The sequence below is a fragment of the Janthinobacterium sp. MP5059B genome, assembly GCF_001758645.1.
GTDB classification, from domain to species: domain Bacteria; phylum Pseudomonadota; class Gammaproteobacteria; order Burkholderiales; family Burkholderiaceae_D; genus Janthinobacterium; species Janthinobacterium lividum.
The window spans coordinates 253260-268950 of the sequence record NZ_LRHX01000002.1 but is presented as its reverse complement, the minus strand read 5'-3'; the positions used below and the strand labels follow the sequence as shown (position 1 = coordinate 268950).

General features: G+C 61.0%; 16 protein-coding genes and 2 rRNA genes. 14 read left to right on the top strand and 4 right to left on the bottom strand.

Annotated elements, in window-relative coordinates:
* The first annotated feature begins 65 nt into the window (after positions 1-65).
* Positions 66-178: ribosomal RNA gene (gene rrf, locus JAB1_RS01920) — 5S ribosomal RNA — on the top strand.
* 179 nt (positions 179-357) lie between these two features.
* Positions 358-470: ribosomal RNA gene (gene rrf / locus JAB1_RS01915) — 5S ribosomal RNA — on the top strand.
* 60 nt (positions 471-530) lie between these two features.
* Here the strand turns inward: rrf (JAB1_RS01915) and JAB1_RS01910 are convergent.
* The 4 genes from JAB1_RS01910 to JAB1_RS01895 all read right to left on the bottom strand — a co-directional run bounded on the left by JAB1_RS01910 (position 531) and on the right by JAB1_RS01895 (position 3545).
* Positions 531-875 carry a DUF1840 domain-containing protein gene (locus JAB1_RS01910; protein ID WP_034749443.1) on the bottom strand — a complete coding sequence of 115 codons (345 nt, stop codon included), beginning with the start codon at positions 873-875 and terminating at the stop codon, positions 531-533.
* 180 nt (positions 876-1055) lie between these two features.
* Positions 1056-1601, bottom strand: a complete 546-nt coding sequence (locus JAB1_RS01905) for a hypothetical protein (protein WP_070278340.1) — start codon at positions 1599-1601, stop codon at positions 1056-1058.
* A gap of 64 nt (positions 1602-1665) precedes the next feature.
* On the bottom strand, positions 1666-3186 hold the full coding sequence (locus tag JAB1_RS01900) for a YifB family Mg chelatase-like AAA ATPase (RefSeq protein ID WP_070278338.1): 1521 nt from the start codon (positions 3184-3186) through the stop codon (positions 1666-1668).
* Positions 3187-3296: 110 nt separating this feature from the next.
* Positions 3297-3545: an accessory factor UbiK family protein gene (locus JAB1_RS01895; protein ID WP_034749434.1), complete on the bottom strand. Its 249-nt coding sequence runs from the start codon at positions 3543-3545 to the stop codon at positions 3297-3299.
* 270 nt (positions 3546-3815) lie between these two features.
* Here JAB1_RS01895 and JAB1_RS01890 point away from each other — a divergent pair, with 270 nt between their 5' ends.
* From JAB1_RS01890 to JAB1_RS01835, 12 genes are all read left to right on the top strand, one after another.
* Positions 3816-4583, top strand: a complete 768-nt coding sequence (locus JAB1_RS01890) for a TorF family putative porin (protein ID WP_070278336.1) — start codon at positions 3816-3818, stop codon at positions 4581-4583.
* 11 nt (positions 4584-4594) lie between these two features.
* The gene (locus JAB1_RS01885; RefSeq protein WP_010393464.1) at positions 4595-4933 is read left to right on the top strand and encodes a P-II family nitrogen regulator; all 339 of its coding nucleotides are present in this window, start codon (positions 4595-4597) and stop codon (positions 4931-4933) included.
* An 11-nt stretch (positions 4934-4944) separates the two neighbouring features.
* Positions 4945-6480: an ammonium transporter gene (amt, locus tag JAB1_RS01880; RefSeq protein WP_034784678.1), complete on the top strand. Its 1536-nt coding sequence runs from the start codon at positions 4945-4947 to the stop codon at positions 6478-6480.
* A 204-nt stretch (positions 6481-6684) separates the two neighbouring features.
* Positions 6685-7983, top strand: a complete 1299-nt coding sequence (gene gshA, locus JAB1_RS01875) for a glutamate--cysteine ligase (protein ID WP_070254361.1) — start codon at positions 6685-6687, stop codon at positions 7981-7983.
* 97 nt (positions 7984-8080) lie between these two features.
* On the top strand, positions 8081-9037 hold the full coding sequence (gene gshB, locus JAB1_RS01870) for a glutathione synthase (protein WP_070278335.1): 957 nt from the start codon (positions 8081-8083) through the stop codon (positions 9035-9037).
* A 14-nt stretch (positions 9038-9051) separates the two neighbouring features.
* On the top strand, positions 9052-9456 hold the full coding sequence (locus tag JAB1_RS01865) for a PTS fructose transporter subunit IIA (RefSeq protein ID WP_035824452.1): 405 nt from the start codon (positions 9052-9054) through the stop codon (positions 9454-9456).
* A 92-nt stretch (positions 9457-9548) separates the two neighbouring features.
* Positions 9549-9818 (top strand): HPr family phosphocarrier protein, encoded by a 270-nt coding sequence (locus JAB1_RS01860; protein ID WP_070254359.1) that lies wholly within the window; start codon positions 9549-9551, stop codon positions 9816-9818.
* Between the two features lie 44 nt (positions 9819-9862).
* Complete coding sequence (gene ptsP, locus JAB1_RS01855) at positions 9863-11605, top strand: phosphoenolpyruvate--protein phosphotransferase (RefSeq protein ID WP_070278394.1); 1743 nt, start codon at positions 9863-9865, stop codon at positions 11603-11605.
* Between the two features lie 135 nt (positions 11606-11740).
* Entirely contained in the window at positions 11741-12940 is a 1200-nt protein-coding gene (locus JAB1_RS01850) for a homoserine O-acetyltransferase (protein WP_071653281.1), read from the top strand.
* Entirely contained in the window at positions 12937-13548 is a 612-nt protein-coding gene (metW, locus tag JAB1_RS01845; RefSeq protein ID WP_034784683.1) for a methionine biosynthesis protein MetW, read from the top strand. Before JAB1_RS01850 ends, metW begins: the two co-directional genes overlap by 4 nt.
* A complete protein-coding gene (locus tag JAB1_RS01840) occupies positions 13548-14807 on the top strand; it encodes an AmpG family muropeptide MFS transporter (protein WP_070278331.1) in 1260 nt (419 codons plus the stop codon). The genes metW and JAB1_RS01840 overlap by 1 nt, the downstream gene beginning before the upstream one ends.
* Positions 14788-15690 carry a M48 family metallopeptidase gene (locus JAB1_RS01835; RefSeq protein ID WP_070278329.1) on the top strand — a complete coding sequence of 301 codons (903 nt, stop codon included), beginning with the start codon at positions 14788-14790 and terminating at the stop codon, positions 15688-15690. The genes JAB1_RS01840 and JAB1_RS01835 overlap by 20 nt, the downstream gene beginning before the upstream one ends.
* The last annotated feature ends 1 nt before the right edge of the window (position 15691 follow it).

Genomic DNA, 15691 nt, shown 5'->3' with positions numbered 1-15691 from the left:
TCTTTGCTTCTTCCAGATTCATGGCCTTGTCGTCCTACAGGAGACAAACGCCAGTACAAGTTATGCCTGATGACCATAGCAAGTTGGTCCCACCCCTTCCCATCCCGAACAGGACCGTGAAACAACTTTGCGCCGATGATAGTGCTGCAACCAGTGTGAAAGTAGGTTATCGTCAGGCTTGTTATTCGCAGTAGAGAAAAACCCGTCAAGAAATTGGCGGGTTTTTTTTCGTCCGGTGCTTTTGTCGCGATAAAAGCCCACTTTTAGTCCCATCTTCAGGCAAATTGCTATATAATTCGCCTCCTCAGATCAGATGGTTTGCTGCCCCGTTGGGAGCAGGCTGTTGAAAAAGTTATGCCTGATGACCATAGCAAGTTGGTCCCACCCCTTCCCATCCCGAACAGGACCGTGAAACAACTTTGCGCCGATGATAGTGCTGCAACCAGTGTGAAAGTAGGTTATCGTCAGGCTTGTTATATAAAAAAACCCCGCGTGTGCGGGGTTTTTTTTCGTCTGCAGCATTCATCGGATCAGATGCCCCAGGTGATGCTTTCATTTTCCGCCTTGGCCGAGCGCAGCATTTCCATCAAGGGATAGGCGCGCTGCGAAAAATGCACTTTTTGCGCGCGCGCATGAGCGCCCGTTTCGCCATCTTCCAGGGTTTCCGGGGTATGTGCATCGTGTTCGATGTCGTTTTCCGGATGCAATTTGCTTTCCGCGACTTCTTTTTCCAGCAGGGCCAGGGCATCGCCCGCTTCAGCTGGCGTGATGACGCCGCGCGTGGGGTTCTTGTGCAGGATGTCGAGGATGCGTTGGGCATGTTCCTGGTACATCAGCACTTCTGGGGAGGATTTGGATTTGAATGAGATCAACATAAGCGCTTTCTGAAACTTGTTGTTAGTGACGAAACAATATCACGACTTGAAATGTCGCACAGGCCGTCCGATTGCCCGGATTGCACATTTGCAAGCCGGATAGGGCCATCTGTTGGACACCGCACGCATTTACAAGAGCTTGTTTATCGTGAAAACACCCGTTTAAGCGATCGTTAAGTCTCAATCCAGTTTCACGGAGTCCATGAAGGTGTCGATGGTGTCACGCGACAGCTTGCTTTCTTCACCGAGAATGATGACCTGGAAGATGCGTTTGTCCTGCGCCACAAAACGGCCGACCAGCAGGACGGGCTTGCCCTGCTGCGTCCCCGTCGCTTCGATGCTCAGCGAACTGCGTTGATGGCTGCCGGCCGCCGTGCTGCTGGCCGCCGACGCCGATTTTTCGCTGCGCACGGTACCGTTGATATTTTTCAGCAGTGCCATCTGCATGGCGGGCAGGGCCGCTTGCGCCTGTTCCGCACTGTCGAGCACGGCGCTGCCAATGGCGAAGGTATTGCCATCGACCTCGCTGGCCGTCATGGTCAGGCTGACTTTCTTGCCATCGAGATCGATCTCGCGCGTCAGCACGGCCGGCTTGCCCGGAAACAGGGCCGTGAACTGGGCATCGGGGCTGCGATAGTCGCGCCAGTCGAATTTCGGACTACAGGCGGACAGGACGCTGGCAGCCGCGAGCGTCGCCAGAAAGAGGGCAAGTGATGTTTTTTTCATCAGCAGATGGTAGCAGCGTCGTCCATCACGCGCAATCGCGCACGCGAGGGGCTCATTGGCCGCCTTATATTTCACGCAGTACGCGCCGGTACTGGATCGCTTCGGCAACGTGCGGCTGCGCGATGGCCGGGCTTCCCGCCAGGTCCGCGATGCTGCGCGCCACGCGCAGTACCCGGTGATAGGTGCGCGCGGACCAGTGCAGACGCGTCATGGCGCCATGCAGCAGCTGTTCGCCATGCGTTTCAAGGCGACAATGCTGCTCTATTTCCGTGTTGCTCAGCCGCTGGTTTGATTTTCCCTGGCGCGCCAGCTGCAAGGCATAGGCTGCCGCTACCCGCGTGGCGATCCGCTGCGTGCATTCTCCGGCACCGGCCTGCCGGCCCAGCGCTGCCGGTGGCATGGCGGCCACTTCAATCTGCAGGTCGATACGGTCGAGCAGCGGGCCGGACAGGCGATTGTGATAGCGCAGCACGGCGTCTGGCGTGCAGCGGCAACGGCCGGAAGCGTGCCCCAGATAGCCGCACGGGCAGGGATTCATGGCGGCGATCAGTTGAAAGCGGGCAGGAAACTCGGCCTGGCGGGCCGCGCGTGAAATGCTGATCACGCCCGACTCCATGGGCTGGCGCAGCACATCGAGTACCCGGCGCTGGAATTCGGCAATTTCATCGAGAAACAGCACGCCGCAGTGGGCCAGCGAGATTTCTCCCGGGCGCGGCACGTTGCCGCCACCCACCAGTGCCACGCCGGATGCCGTCTGGTGCGGGGCACGATAGGGTCGCCGTTTCCAGTGTTCCACCTTGAAGTGGCCGCCCAGCGAATGCACGGCAGCCGATTCCAGCGCTTCTTCATCGCTCATGGGCGGCAGCACGCCGGGAAAGCGGCTGGCCAGCATGGTCTTGCCTGCGCCTGGCGGCCCCACCATCAAGACGTTGTGACCGCCCGCTGCCGCCACTTCCAGTGCCCGCCGCGCCTGCTGCTGCCCCTGCACGTCGGCAAAGTCGGGATACGGAAAAGCGTGCGCTGCCAGCACGGGCTGGTGGCGTTGCAGGGCGGTCTGGCTGGTATGCGCGGCAAAATGCGCGCAGACCTCGAGCAGGCTGTGGGCGGGATAGATGCAGGCATCGCCGACGAGAGCGGCCTCGTCCGCGTTCGCCTGCGGCAGGATGAAGACGCGTGGCGTGCCCGACTGGCTGCGCTGCATGGCAAAGGTCATGGCCAGGGCGCCGCGGATGGGACGCAACTGGCCTGAGAGCGACAGTTCGCCCGCGAATTCATAGTGATGTAATTGATCGCCCGGCAACTGGCCGGAGGCGGCCAGGATGCCCAGTGCAATGGGCAAGTCGAAGCGGCCCGATTCCTTGGGCAAGTCTGCTGGCGCCAGATTGGCCGTGATGCGACGCGCCGGCATTTCAAAGCCGCAGTTTTGCAACGCGGCACGAACACGGTCGCGCGACTCCTTCACTTCCGTATCCGGCAAGCCGACAATCGTAAACGAAGGCAAGCCGTTGGCAAGGTGGACTTCGACACTTACCTCGGGCGCCTCCATGCCGGCCAGGGCGCGGCTTTTCAGGACGGCCAGGCTCATCAGACTCCCCTGTAGCGCGGGCGCGGGCAGGATCAGTCTAGCGCTTGAAACGCCGCCAGGCTTGAGGTATGCCAGCAAGGCCGTCAATAACGGGCCCTGCCGGACGCAGTTTACGCCTTGGTGTCGTTCAGGCGCGTTTCCAGTTCGATCAGGCGCAATTCCAGTGCGTCCAGTTTGGCGCGGGTCTTGGCCAGTACTTGCGCCTGGATATCGAATTCCTCGCGCGTGACGAGATCGAGGCGGGCGAAGCCCTGGGTCATCATAGATTTCACGTTTTTCTCGATATCCTTGGCCGGCGAGTTTTCGATGGCTTGATGGATCTTGCCTTGCAAATCGTTAAAGAAGGTATTCATGTCCATGGTCAGTCCTTTTATGGTGCGGCCTGTGCATCGCACCATTGCGGTGCACAGCGGCGTTAATCTGGTGCGAATCTGGGCAAATTCACAATGCTTTAGCAGCCCGTACCCGCATGCCCAGAGGCTTGCAGGGTATGTATGGCCGGAAACGCACCTGTCAAGGTGGCAATGGAGCTGGCACGTATTCTGCTAAAGAAGGTATGAACGCTTTGTGATCTCCAGCCAAGATTTTAAACCTCAACCGCTTTAAAAGTTCAATAAAAGGGAATCGCCATGAAGAATCTGTCCAAGAACATGACTTTAGCTGCAGCGTTGACGCTGGCCATGACCGCCATGTGCGGTAGCGCCATAGCCCAGGATGCAGTGGCGGCGCCTGCTGCGGCCGAAGCCGTGCCTGATAACGTGGTGAGCTATAACGTGGCGCTGACCAGCGACTACCGTTACCGCGGCCTGTCGCAAAGCCGCTTGAAACCGGCCATCAGCGGCGGTGCCGACTATACCCATAACCCGACGGGCCTGTATGTGGGCACCTGGTTGTCGAGTATCAAATGGATCAAGGATGGCGGCGGCGACACCAATCTGGAATGGGATATCTACGGCGGCAAGCGGGGCGAGATCAGCAAGGATTTTACCTATGACGTGGGCGGCCTGTACTATTTCTATCCCTCGAATGGACTGAGCACCAATGCCAACACCTTCGAGCTGTACGGCCAACTCGGCTATGGCCCGATATATGTCAAATACTCGCATTCGACGACGAATCTGTTCGGTGTCGCCGACAGCAAGAACAGCGGCTACCTCGATGTGGGTGCCAACGTCGAGGTGCATGATGGCTACATGCTGAACCTGCATGTCGGACGTCAGAAGGTCGAGCACAATGATTCCCTCAGCTACAGCGATTACAAGATTGGCGTGACCAAGGACTTCGGCGTGGCGACCGTTTCCCTGGCGGCCGTCAAGGCCAATATCGTATCGCTGGCACCGAACGGCAAGAATCTGGCGAAATCCGGTCTCGTGCTGACCGTGTCCAAAACTTTTTAAGCGAGACTGCCATGAAAATGATTACCGCAATCATTAAACCGTTCAAACTGGACGAAGTACGCGAGGCTTTGTCGGCTATCAATGTGCAAGGCATTACCGTCACGGAAGTCAAGGGCTTCGGCCGCCAGAAAGGCCACACGGAACTCTACCGTGGCGCCGAGTATGTCGTTGATTTCTTGCCAAAGACCAAGATCGAAGCGGCCGTCGATGACGCCATTGTCGACCAGGCCATCGAAGCGATCGAAGGTGCCGCGCGTACCGGTAAAATCGGTGATGGCAAGATTTTCGTCTACAACCTGGAACAGGTCATCCGCATCCGTACCGGTGAAACCGGCAACGAAGCGCTCTAAGGGGAATATTGATGCATAAAAATATAACAAAATTGCTAGCTGGGATAGCCTGCCTGTGTGCGTTTGGCATTGCCACGCCAAGCTTTGCCGATGCGCCTGCCAAGACGGAGGCGGCCACAACCACGGCCGTCGCCGCTCCCGCCGTCACGCCGGTTCCTGACGCAGCGCCTGCCGCCGCCGCTCCGGCCCCGGCGGCTGCCGCGCCAGCCGCCGCGCCTGTCGCCAACAAGGGCGACACCAGTTTCATGATGATCAGCACCTTGCTGGTGATCTTGATGACGATCCCCGGCCTGGCCCTGTTCTACGGTGGGCTGGTGCGCTCGAAAAACATGCTGTCGGTGCTGATGCAGGTGTTCATGGTGTTCGCGCTGGTCATCGTGCTGTGGTGTATCTACGGCTACTCGATCGCCTTCACGGAAAAAACCGCCTTCTTCGGTGGCTTCGACCGCCTGTTCCTGAATGGTATCTGGGATCCGGCCAAGGGTACGTTTGCCGCCGCCGCCACCTTCAGCAAGGGCGTGGTCATTCCCGAGTTCGTCTTCGTTGCTTTCCAGGGCACGTTTGCCGCCATCACCTGCGCACTGATCGTTGGCGCCTTTGCCGAGCGCGCCAAGTTTTCCGCCGTGCTGGCCTTCGTCGTGCTGTGGTTCACGTTCGCCTACCTGCCTGCAGCCCACATGGTGTGGTTCTGGACCGGTCCTGACCTGATCACCAGCGCCGCCACCTCGGCCAGCGAAGCCCTGAAGGCGGGCTGGATCTGGCAAAAAGGCGCGCTGGACTTCGCCGGCGGCACCGTGGTGCACATCAATGCCGCTGTCGCCGGCCTGGTGGGCGCCATCATGATCGGCAAACGCGTCGGCTACGGCCGCGAATCGATGGCACCGCACTCGCTGACGATGACCATGATCGGCGCGTCGCTGCTGTGGGTGGGCTGGTTCGGTTTCAATGCCGGCTCCTCGATGGAAGCGGGCGACGTGGCTGCCCTGGCCTTCGTCAACACCTTGCTGGCAACGGCCGCCGCCACCCTGTCGTGGGTGTTTGGCGAGTGGATCAGCAAAGGCAAGCCTTCCATGCTCGGTGGCGCGTCCGGCGCCGTGGCCGGCCTGGTGGCGATCACCCCGGCGGCCGGCTTTGTCGGCCCGATGGGCGGCCTGGTCATCGGCTTGCTGGCCGGTGTCGTCTGCCTGTGGGGCGTGAATGGCCTGAAACGCCTGATCGGCGCCGATGATTCGCTCGACGTGTTCGGCGTGCATGGCGTGGGCGGTATCCTCGGTGCCTTGCTGACGGGTGTGTTTGCTGCGCCACAACTGGGCGGCCAGGGCGTATTCGACTATGTCACCAACAAGATGTCGGCGGATCCGTACTCGATCGGCCACCAGGTGTGGGTGCAGGCGCAAGCGGTAGGCACCACCATCCTCTGGTCGGCCATCGTCTCCGTCATTGCCTATAAACTGGTCGACATCGTCATCGGCCTGCGCGTACCGGAAGAAGAAGAGCGCGAAGGCCTCGATATCACCAGCCACGGCGAGCAAGCGTATCATGGCTAAATAGTCATTATCTGGCATGCCAGCGCCCCGGCGCGGCATGTCCGGCCGGAAAAGGCACCTCATTGAGGTGCCTTTTTTTCGTTGTGGGAATGTAAAAGGTCTTTAAAACAAGGCTTTTGCCCCGATTTGGGGTACTTACACGGTAATATAGTCGGCAGTTCTGTGTGCTTTTTTGAATACTGCACATAATTTAAGGATGTAACTATGGTTCCCCATCTCGTCACGGCCCTGACCGGACCGCTGCTCGACCTCGAAAAAAAGATTCTGGCCGCGACGCCGGCCATTGAGCGCTGGTTTCGCATGGAGTGGCAAGAACACACGCCGCCCTTCTATTGCTCGGTAGACTTGCGTAACGCCGGCTACAAGCTGGCGCCCGTCGATACCAATCTGTTCCCAGGCGGTTTCCATAACCTGGCCACGGAAATGCTGCCCTTGTCCGTGCAGGCGGCCATGGCCGCCATCGACAAGTATTGCCCGGACGCCCGCAACCTGCTGATCGTGCCGGAATTGCACAACACCACGCCGCAGTATCTGCAGAACGTGGCGCGCCTGATGCAGATCTTCCGCCAGACGGGGCTGCACGTGCGTTTCGGCTCCTGGTCGCCCGACATCACCCAGCCGACACCTTTGGCGTTGCCAGATGGCAACATGCTCGTCATCGAGCCGCTCGTGCGTCTGAACAATGGCCGCCGCCTGGGCTTGAAGGATTTCGACCCGTGCACGATTCTTCTGAATAACGACTTGTCAGACGGCATCCCCGATATCTTGCAAAATATTCATGAGCAAAGCCTGCTGCCGCCCTTGCACGCGGGCTGGGCCTTGCGCCGCAAGAGCAACCACTACACGGCTTACGATGAAGTGGTGAAAAAATTCGGCAAGATGATCGATGTCGATCCGTGGATGCTCAATCCCTTCCACGCCAAGTGCAGCGACGTCAACTTCCAGGAAGGCGAGGGCGAAGATGCGCTGGCCGCCAGCGTCGACGTGCTGCTGGCCAAGATCCGCAAGAAATACAAGGAATACGGCATCAAGGAAAAGCCTTTCGTCATCGTCAAGCCCGATGCGGGCACGTATGGTACGGGCATCATGACGGTGCGCGACGCCAGCGAAGTGCGCGACCTGTCGCGCAAGCAGCGTGACAAGATGTCCATCGTCAAGGATGGCAAAGTCGTCACCGACGTGATCATCCAGGAAGGCGTGCCGACCTTTGAAAGCATCAAGGATGCCGTGGCCGAACCGGTCGTCTACATGATCGACCGCTACGTGGTGGGCGGTTTCTACCGCGTACATGCTGAGCGTGGCGTGGACCAGAACCTGAACGCGCCCGGTTCGCAGTACGTGCCGCTGGCATTTGCCCAGCAGCATGCCGTGCCGGACTTGAAGGCCAAGCCGGGCACGGCCGCGCCGAACCGCTTCTACGTGTATGGCGTGGTGGCGCGCCTGGCCTTGCTGGCCGCGTCGCTGGAAATGGAGCGCACGGACCCGAATCCCGAGGTGTATTGATCCATCGCGGAGGCTTGCCGGGCGCGGCGACTACCGCGCCTGGCGATCTCGGCTAGAATCAAGCATTCCTTATCCAGGCTCCCCGATTGGACGCACCATGAAAATTGCATTCCTTGCCGACCCGCTGGCAGGCTTCAAGACTTACAAAGATTCCACCTTCGCCATGATGCGCGAGGCGGCCAGACGCGGCCACGCCGTGTACGCCTTCGAACAGAAGGACATGGCGCTGGAAGAGGGCATCGTCACGGCACGGGTACAGCACATCGAGCTGACGGGCGACGAACACGACTGGTACAAGGTGGTCTCCACCGAGGAAGTACGCCTGTCGGCCCTGGATGCCATCATCGAGCGCAAGGATCCGCCGTTCGACATGGAATACGTGTACGGCACGTATCTGCTGGAGCTGGCGGAAAAGCAGGGCGCTTGCGTCTTCAACAAGCCGTCCGCCATCCGCGACAACAATGAAAAACTGGCCATCGCCCAGTTTTCCGAATTCACCTCGCCGACCCTGGTGACGTCGAACGAAGCGCGCCTGCGCGCCTTCCACGCCAAGCACCAGGACGTCATCTTCAAGCCGCTCGACGGCATGGGCGGCACGGGCATTTTCCGCGTCAAGGCCGATGGCCTGAACCTGGGCGCCATCATCGAGACCCTGAGCGAGAACGGCGCGCAAACCATCATGGCGCAGCGGTTTATCCCCGACATCGACAAGGGCGACAAGCGTATCCTCGTGATCGGGGGCAAGCCGGTGCCGTTTTCGTTGGCGCGTATCCCGCAGGCGGGCGAAGTGCGGGGCAACCTGGCCGCCGGCGGCACGGGCGTAGCGCAGCCATTGACGGCGCGCGACCTGGAAATCGCTGAAAAGCTGGGCCCGATCCTGGCCGCGCGCGGCCTGATGCTGGTAGGATTGGACGTGATCGGCGACTATCTGACGGAAGTCAATGTCACCAGCCCGACCTGCTTCCAGGAAATCATGCAGCAGACGGGTTTTGACGTGGCTGCCATGTTTGTCGACGCCGTCGAGCATGGCGTTGCGCAAACACAGCAGCGCTAGAAAGTGGAATGACTATGGTAGGGATTTTGCTCATGACACATGCACCGCTGGGACAGGCATTCATCGCCGCTTGCGCGCATGTGTTTCGCGGGCCAACGGAACGTTTTGAAGCCATCGACGTCGTCGCCGACCAGGACCTGGCGGAAGTGCAGAAGCTGGCGTCGGACGCCATCTGCCGCCTCGATGACGGCTCCGGCGTGCTGGTGATTACCGACGTGAAGGGCGGCACGCCGTCGAACTGCTGCAACAAGCTGGCCGATGCGGGTCGGGTGGAAGTCATCGCCGGCATCAGCCTGCCGATGCTGCTGCGCGCCATCACGTATCGCCGCGACACGCTCGACGTGGTGGTGGAGATGGCGCTGGCCGGTGCGCAAAGCGGCGCCGTGCGCGTCGATAACCGCATCCGCGTGGGCGAATAAGGAAGTACATGGCCGCCGCCCTGAAGGCGGCGGGTTTTATAGGCCAAGATTGTCATCAGCGTAGTGCATTCAGGGATAGAGACCATACAAAAATGATTCAAAAAGAACTCGAAATCATCAACAAGCTGGGATTGCACGCACGCGCTTCCGCCAAATTTACCCAGCTCGCCGCCAAGTTCAAGAGCGACGTCTGGCTGACCCGCAACGCGCGCCGCATCAACGCCAAGTCCATCATGGGCGTGATGATGCTGGCCGCCGGCAAGGGCGCGAAAGTGACCCTGGAAGCCGAGGGCGATGATGAGCTGGCATGTGTCGATGCGCTCACCGCCCTGATTAATGACAGGTTTGGCGAAGGCGAGTAATGCCCGCCGAACGCAGCCGCAGCCGCATTCCGACAGGTCACCCCATGGCATCTTTCACGCTCCACGGCATCCCGGTCTCCCGCGGCATCGCCATTGGCCGCGCTCATCTGCTGGCGCCGGCCGCCCTTGACGTCAAACATTACCTGGTCGCCCAGGAACAGATCGAAGCGGAAGTCCAGCGCCTGCAAAGCGCCATCGCCACCGTCCACAAGGAACTGCAAACCCTTTGGAACGAGCTGCCCAAGGATGCGCCCACGGAACTGGGCGCCTTCATCGACGTGCACGCGCTGATCCTGTCCGATCCGATGATTTCCGAAGCGCCGCTCGACATCATCCGCAAGCGCCACTACAACGCCGAATGGGCGCTGCTCACGCAGATCGATGAATTGTCGGCCCAGTTCGACGAAATCGAAGACCCGTACCTGCGCGAACGCAAGGCCGACATCCAGCAGGTTGCCGAACGCGTCTTGAAAGTCTTGCTGGGCACCGAGCAGCTGTTGCCCAAGGCGGCCGCCGAAGATGAATTGATGGCGCAGATGATCGTCGTCGCGCACGACATCTCGCCGGCCGACATGCTGCAGTTCCGCGACCGTTCCTTCATCGGCTTCATCACCGACGTGGGCGGGCAGAACTCGCACACGGCCATCGTCGCGCGCAGCCTGGATATCCCGGCCGCCGTCGGCATGTCGCAGGCGTCGATGCTGATCGAGCAGGACGACTGGCTGATCATCGACGGCGATGCCGGCGTCGTCATCGCCAACCCCAGCGTCCTGGTGCTGGAACAGTACCGCGAACGCCAGACGGCCATGCAGCGCGCGCGCAAAAAGCTGGGCAAGCTGAAAAAGACGCCGGCCGTGACCAAATGCGGCACGCCCATCACCCTGCTGGCGAATATCGAGTTGCCCGAGGATTGCCCGTTTGCGCTGGAATCGGGCGCCAGCGGCGTGGGCCTGTTCCGCTCCGAATTCCTGTTCATGGGCCGCGCCCACAAGATACCCACCGAGGACGAGCAGTTCGAGGCTTACCGCAACACGGTGCAGTCGATGAAGGGACGCGTGGTGACGATCCGCACCTTGGACATCGGCGCCGACAAGCCGCTCGACCAGGCCGACCATACGGCATTGAATCCCGCCCTGGGCTTGCGCGCCATCCGTTACTGCCTGGCCGAGCCGCAACTGTTCCTGACGCAGCTGCGGGCCATTTTGCGCGCCTCCGCCTTCGGCAAGGTGCGCATCCTGATTCCCATGCTGGCGCATGCGTTCGAGATCGACCAGTCGCTGGCCATGATCGCGCAAGCCAAGGCCAGCCTGCGCGAGGAGGGCGTCAAGTTCGACGACGAGGTCGAAGTGGGCGCCATGATCGAGATCCCGGCCGCGGCGCTGGCCCTGCCCATGTTTGTCAAACGCATGGATTTCCTGTCGATCGGCACGAATGACTTGATCCAGTACACGCTGGCCATCGACCGCGTCGATTATGAGGTGGCGCATTTGTACAACCCGCTGCACCCGGCCGTGCTGCAACTGATCTCCATGACGATCGCCGCCGGCCACAAGGCGGGCATCGACGTGGCCGTCTGCGGCGAAATGGCGGGCGACGTGAAGCTCACGCGCTTGCTGCTGGGCATGGGACTGCGCGAGTTTTCCATGCATCCGGCGCAACTATTGGCGGTCAAGCAAGAGATCCTCAACAGCGACCTGGGCCTGATTGCGCCACAAATGCGCAAAATTATGCGTTCCATGGAACCAAATGTGATCGCGGAAGCCGTACAACAGTTGCAGCTCATGTAAACTGTCACCCTATCAGCATCAGGACACATCGCGCGCGGCAAGATGTGTCCTGATGCTAAAGTTGCAGCACCTATCATCGCGGTGCTGCATCGACTATGGCCCGTGGGGCCAACCTCCTTTTATAAACCGACACACATGTCATCCATTGGAATCGTTTCGCCGCAAACCATGTATTTTGCGCAACCCTTGCAGCTGCAAAGCGGAGCATCGCTGCAAGACTATATGTTGATGTATGAAACCTACGGCACCCTGAACGCCGACAAATCGAACGCGGTGCTGGTCTGCCACGCCCTGAACGCCTCGCACCACGTGGCCGGCGTCTACGCGGACGAACCGAAAAGCACGGGCTGGTGGGACAATATGGTTGGTCCCGGCAAGCCGCTCGACACCAACAAATTCTTCGTCATCGGCGTCAACAACCTGGGTTCCTGCTTCGGTTCGACGGGCCCCATGCACACCAATCCCGCCACCGGCAAGCCGTATGGCGCCTCCTTCCCCGTCGTCACGGTGGAAGACTGGGTCAGCGCGCAGGCGCGCCTGGCCGATGAACTGGGCGTCAGGCAGTTTGCCGCCGTGATGGGGGGATCCCTGGGCGGCATGCAGGCGCTGGCGTGGAGCATCATGTTCCCCGAGCGCCTGCGCCACTGCGTGGTGATCGCCTCGACGGCCAAGCTGTCGGCGCAGAATATCGCCTTCAATGACGTGGCGCGCCAGGCCATCCTGTCCGATCCCGATTACCATGGCGGCGATTTCTATGCCCATGGCGTGGTGCCGAAGAACGGCTTGCGCGTGGCGCGCATGGTGGGCCACATCACGTATCTGTCGAACGATGACATGGCAGAGAAATTCGGCCGCAAGCTGCGCGACGCGGCGCAGACGGGCGACTACAAATTCGGCTTCGGCATCGACTTCGAGATCGAATCGTATCTGCGCTACCAGGGCGACAAGTTTTCCGAATACTTCGACGCCAACACGTATCTCTTGATCACCAAGGCGCTCGATTATTTCGATCCGGCGCGCGCGCATGGCGGCGACCTGGCCAAGGCCCTGTCGGGCACGAAGGCCAAGTTCTTCCTCGCCTCGTTTTCCACCGACTGGCGCTTTTCGCCCGAGCGCAGCCGGGAGATTGTCGAAGCGCTCGTATGCAACCGCCGCCAGGTCACGTATGCGGAAATCGATGCGCCGCACGGCCACGACGCCTTCCTGCTGGAAGATGCGCGCTACATGAACATGGTGCGCGCCTATTATGGCCAGGTATGGAACGACATCGGGGCGGGCTTGCCCGCTCCTGCACAGCACACCGCCGTCCGCCAGGGCGCGAAGGAGACCGCATGACTTTTGACGAATTGAGCGCGCTGCGCCCCGACCTGGCCTTCATCGCCCACTGGGTGCCGAATAACGCGCATGTGCTGGACGTGGGCTGCGGCGAAGGCGTGATGCTGCAGTATCTGCAAAGCGACAAGGAGTGCAGCGGCTACGGCATCGAGATCGCCGACGACAAGGTGCTGGCCAGTACCGTGCGCGGCGTGAACGTGATCCAGCAAGACATGGAGAAGGGCCTGGCCATCTTTGGCGACAACAGCTTCGATACGGTGCTGTGCCTGTCGTCCTTGCAGATGATGAAGCAGGTGGAGCCGTTGCTGCGCGACATCGTGCGCGTGGGCGCCGAGGCCATCGTCTCGTTCCCCAACTTCGCCTACTGGCCGCACCGCGTGGCGCTGCTCAAAGGCCGCATGCCCGTGTCGAAATCGCTGCCTTACCAGTGGTATGACACGCCCAACGTACGCTGCGCAACCATCAATGACTTCCGCGAACTGGCCGAGGAATGCGGCCTGGAAGTGATCGAATGCGTGGCCCTGGCCGAAGGCAAGATGGTCTCCGTGCTGCCGAACCTGCGCGGCGACCTGGCCGTCTTTCGCCTGCGTAAAAAAGCGGTGCATTGATGACCACAAGCCCGGCGCCAGGCTGGCGTTCCTATGCCAATGGCCGCATGCTGGCCGTGCTGGTGCTGGGCTTCAGTTCCGGCTTGCCCCTGTTCATCCTGCTGTACCTGCTGCAGGCATGGCTGGCCAAGTCGGGCTTGAACGTCAAGGCGCTGGGGTTGTTCGCCCTGGTGCAGTTCCCGTACATCTGGAAATTCCTGTGGGCGCCCCTGATGGACCGCTACCGCATCCTGGGACTGGGACGCCGGCGCGGCTGGATGGCCCTGACGCAAGTGGCGCTGTTCTTTTCCATCGGCGGCATGGGCATGCTCGATCCGCTCACGCAGATCGGCCTGATCGCGGCGGCCGCCGGCGGCGTGGCCTTCCTGTCGGCCAGCCAGGACATCGTCATCGACGCCTACCGGCGCGAAATCCTCAGCGATAACGAGCAGGGCCTGGGCGCCGCCGTCATCGTCAACGCGTATAAAGTGGCGGGCATGGTGCCGGGTGCGCTGTCGCTGATCCTGGCCGACCGCATGCCGTGGCAGCCCGTTTTCTGGATCACGGCCGCCTTCATGCTGCCAGGCCTGGTCTGCACCTTGCTGATCAGGGAGCCGACCGTGTACGGCTCGCCGCCGAAGACCATGCGCGAAGCGATCATCTTGCCGTTCCAGGAGTTCATCGCGCGCGATGGTTGGCGTAACGCAATGTGGATCCTCGCCTTCGTATTACTGTATAAAATCGGCGACAGCATGGCCACGGCGCTGGCGACGAAGTTCTATCTCGACCTGGGTTTTTCCATGACGCAGATCGGCCTGGCCGCCAATACCACGGGTTTCTGGGCCAGCCTGGCCGGCGGCGTGGTGGGCGGCATCTGGATGCTCAAGCTGGGCATCAACCGTGGCCTGTGGGTGTTTGGCGCGCTGCAGGCCATCGCCATCCTCGGATTCGCCTGGCTGGCGCAGGTGGGGCCGAACACCATGCTATTGAGCGCCGTGATCGGCTTCGAAGCTTTCGCCAGCCTGGGCCTGGGTGCGGCCGCCTTTGTCGCGTTCCTGTCGCGCACCACGGACCCGCGCTACACGGCCACGCAATATGCGCTGTTTTCCAGCCTGAGCGCCGTGCCGCGCACCCTGATCAATGCCTCGGTGGGCTTCCTCGTCGCCGAGCTGGGCTGGTTCTCGTTTTTCATCGTTTGCTTCTTCCTGGCCTTCCCGGCCATGATGATGCTGCCTAAAATCGCTCCATGGAGGTCTGCCAATGGCACCAATATCCCTTAAACGTTACACCGTCCTGGCCAGCCTGTGCGCGGCCACCGCGCTGGCGCCCCTGTCGGTCTCCGCCCAGCAGGCGACAGTGCAGGATGGCATCAAGGTGCGTCCTTTGTCGACCTCGCGCATCTTTGCCGGCGGCGCCGATTTCAATGCACAGTCGAAGCAGCAATATACGCAGCTGGTCAACGAAGCGAAGGAAAAAAATGCGCTGGTGCCGGACAGCGATCCGCAGGTGAAACGCCTGCGCGCCATCGCCCAGCGCATCATCCCGTTCGCCACGCGCTGGAACGAGGCGGCGGCCAGCTGGAACTGGCAGATCAACCTGCTCAACTCGGACGAGGTCAACGCCTTTTGCATGCCGGGCGGGCAGATCGCTTTTTACAGCGGCATCATCACCAAGCTGAACCTGACCGACGATGAAGTGGCCGTCGTCATGGGCCATGAAATCTCGCACGCCTTGCGCGAACATTCGCAGGCGCAGGCCGGCAAGGGCAACCTGGCCGCCGTCGGCGCCAAGCTGGCCGGCGCCGGCCTGTCGGCCTGGCTCGGCGTCGACCCGAATCTGACCAGTACCGCCACGAATATGGCGGCCAAGGGGGTGATGCTGAAATTCTCGCGCGACGATGAACGCGAAGCGGACCTGATCGGCATGGACCTGGCCGCGCGCGCCGGCTTCGATCCGCGCGCCGGCGTGGTGCTGTGGCAGAAGATGGCGGCCGTGAGCGCGGGCGCGCCGCCGGAATTCCTCTCGACCCACCCGTCGGGCAAGGACCGCATCTCGCAGATGAACAGCCACATGACGCAAGTGCTACCCCTGTACGCGCGCAGCAAGGGTGTCAGCGTGGATGCCTTGCCGCCATACCGCAGCAACGCCATCGCGCAGCGCTAGG

Coding starts and splice junctions, on each gene's coding strand:
- JAB1_RS01910 (WP_034749443.1), bottom strand. CDS start 875: ATGTTGATCTCATTCAAATCCAAATCCTCCCCAGAAGTGCTGATGTAC.
- JAB1_RS01905 (WP_070278340.1), bottom strand. CDS start 1,601: ATGAAAAAAACATCACTTGCCCTCTTTCTGGCGACGCTCGCGGCTGCC.
- JAB1_RS01900 (WP_070278338.1), bottom strand. CDS start 3,186: ATGAGCCTGGCCGTCCTGAAAAGCCGCGCCCTGGCCGGCATGGAGGCG.
- JAB1_RS01895 (WP_034749434.1), bottom strand. CDS start 3,545: ATGGACATGAATACCTTCTTTAACGATTTGCAAGGCAAGATCCATCAA.
- JAB1_RS01890 (WP_070278336.1), top strand. CDS start 3,816: ATGAAGAATCTGTCCAAGAACATGACTTTAGCTGCAGCGTTGACGCTG.
- JAB1_RS01885 (WP_010393464.1), top strand. CDS start 4,595: ATGAAAATGATTACCGCAATCATTAAACCGTTCAAACTGGACGAAGTA.
- amt (WP_034784678.1), top strand. CDS start 4,945: ATGCATAAAAATATAACAAAATTGCTAGCTGGGATAGCCTGCCTGTGT.
- gshA (WP_070254361.1), top strand. CDS start 6,685: ATGGTTCCCCATCTCGTCACGGCCCTGACCGGACCGCTGCTCGACCTC.
- gshB (WP_070278335.1), top strand. CDS start 8,081: ATGAAAATTGCATTCCTTGCCGACCCGCTGGCAGGCTTCAAGACTTAC.
- JAB1_RS01865 (WP_035824452.1), top strand. CDS start 9,052: ATGGTAGGGATTTTGCTCATGACACATGCACCGCTGGGACAGGCATTC.
- JAB1_RS01860 (WP_070254359.1), top strand. CDS start 9,549: ATGATTCAAAAAGAACTCGAAATCATCAACAAGCTGGGATTGCACGCA.
- ptsP (WP_070278394.1), top strand. CDS start 9,863: ATGGCATCTTTCACGCTCCACGGCATCCCGGTCTCCCGCGGCATCGCC.
- JAB1_RS01850 (WP_071653281.1), top strand. CDS start 11,741: ATGTCATCCATTGGAATCGTTTCGCCGCAAACCATGTATTTTGCGCAA.
- metW (WP_034784683.1), top strand. CDS start 12,937: ATGACTTTTGACGAATTGAGCGCGCTGCGCCCCGACCTGGCCTTCATC.
- JAB1_RS01840 (WP_070278331.1), top strand. CDS start 13,548: ATGACCACAAGCCCGGCGCCAGGCTGGCGTTCCTATGCCAATGGCCGC.
- JAB1_RS01835 (WP_070278329.1), top strand. CDS start 14,788: ATGGCACCAATATCCCTTAAACGTTACACCGTCCTGGCCAGCCTGTGC.